This window comes from Rhodococcus sp. IEGM 1351 (assembly GCF_030056875.1).
GTDB classification, from domain to species: Bacteria; Actinomycetota; Actinomycetes; order Mycobacteriales; family Mycobacteriaceae; genus Rhodococcus_F; species Rhodococcus_F opacus.
Map to the genome: position 1 here is coordinate 1 of NZ_JASHKU010000084.1, position 1123 is coordinate 1123.

A 1123-nucleotide genomic window follows, 5' to 3' on the forward strand; every position below is an offset into this window, starting at 1 on the left:
CCTGATGAGGGGAACGAATGAGCGAGAACCGAAAGACCGGCCTGCGCCGTGGAGCCCGCATTGCCGGCCTTGGTGCCGCTGCGGCTGTAGTCCTCGGCCTGATGTCCACGGGTGCGGCCAATGCCGACACCTTCGTGCCGCTGCCGGGTGGCGAAAAGGTCGTCAACGCGGGAAGCGTCACGGCCAAGATCGCCCGCAATGCGGAGAGCGCTCTGGTTTCGCCGTCGCTGGCCGCCAATGGCGCGGGCCGCACGGCTTGGGTGTCGGGTGACGTGTTCGCTGAGCTCGGCGGGGAGATCCCCGAGGAGGGTGCGACGCTGACGACCGGTTACATCGTGGGTTGCCAGATCGACATCACCGGTCTCGAGGGCAAGCTCAGTGCCGACCTCGGTTTCGATGCGCTGGGGATGGGTGGCTCGCTGTCGGTGCCGATCGAGGCCGGTGAGGTCAAGTTCGCGAAGATCAAGACCAAGGAAGACCTGAAGCCGGGTGTGTCGGCGATTCAGTACCGCGATCAGCAGATCGAGGTCCAGGGTTGCGGTGGCTACGCGCAGGCCCGGGCGTACACCGTGGTGGAGGTTCCGGGTAACCACTACGTCAAGTCCACCCTCTACGGGCAGCCGTTCAGCATCGGCTGATTGCCGCTCCCAATCGATTCCATCCACGACTCTCGCGTAAGCGATCAGTAACCCTAGAGGGGAACCATGAACAGCAAGACCCTGCGCCACGGCGCCAAGGCTGCCGGCGTGGTCGCCGCGGCCACCGTCGCGATCGGCCTCTTCTCCACCGGCGCGGCCAACGCCGACACCTTCGTCCCGTTGCAGGACGGGGAGATCACTCAGACGCTGCTCGACGGCACTGTGGTGACCGTGCGTCAGACCGGTAACACGGCGAACATCAGCCCGTCGATGGGTTCGACTCCGTTGCACCGCAACGTGTGGACGTCGGGCTCGATCGATGTGTCGATCAGTGGTGGCACCGCCAAGGGCGGCAGCATCGATGCCGGTTACATCGTGGCGTGCCAGTTGAACTTCGGTGGCGAGGTCGGCGGTGAGGCCGGAACGTCGCTCGTTCCGTCCGAGGTCGTCGGTGCGGCTGCCGGTGGCGATCCCGCCGGCATCCC

2 protein-coding genes are annotated in these 1123 nt (G+C 65.9%); both read left to right on the plus strand.

What is annotated here, in order from left to right; genetic code table 11:
• The first annotated feature begins 17 nt into the window (after positions 1 to 17).
• Positions 18 to 638, plus strand: a complete 621-nt coding sequence (locus QM806_RS40850; RefSeq protein WP_120659468.1) for an MspA family porin — start codon at positions 18 to 20, stop codon at positions 636 to 638.
• 66 nt (positions 639 to 704) lie between these two features.
• A partial coding sequence (locus QM806_RS40855) for an MspA family porin (protein ID WP_283295037.1) occupies positions 705 to 1123 on the plus strand: 419 nt, incomplete at its 3' end.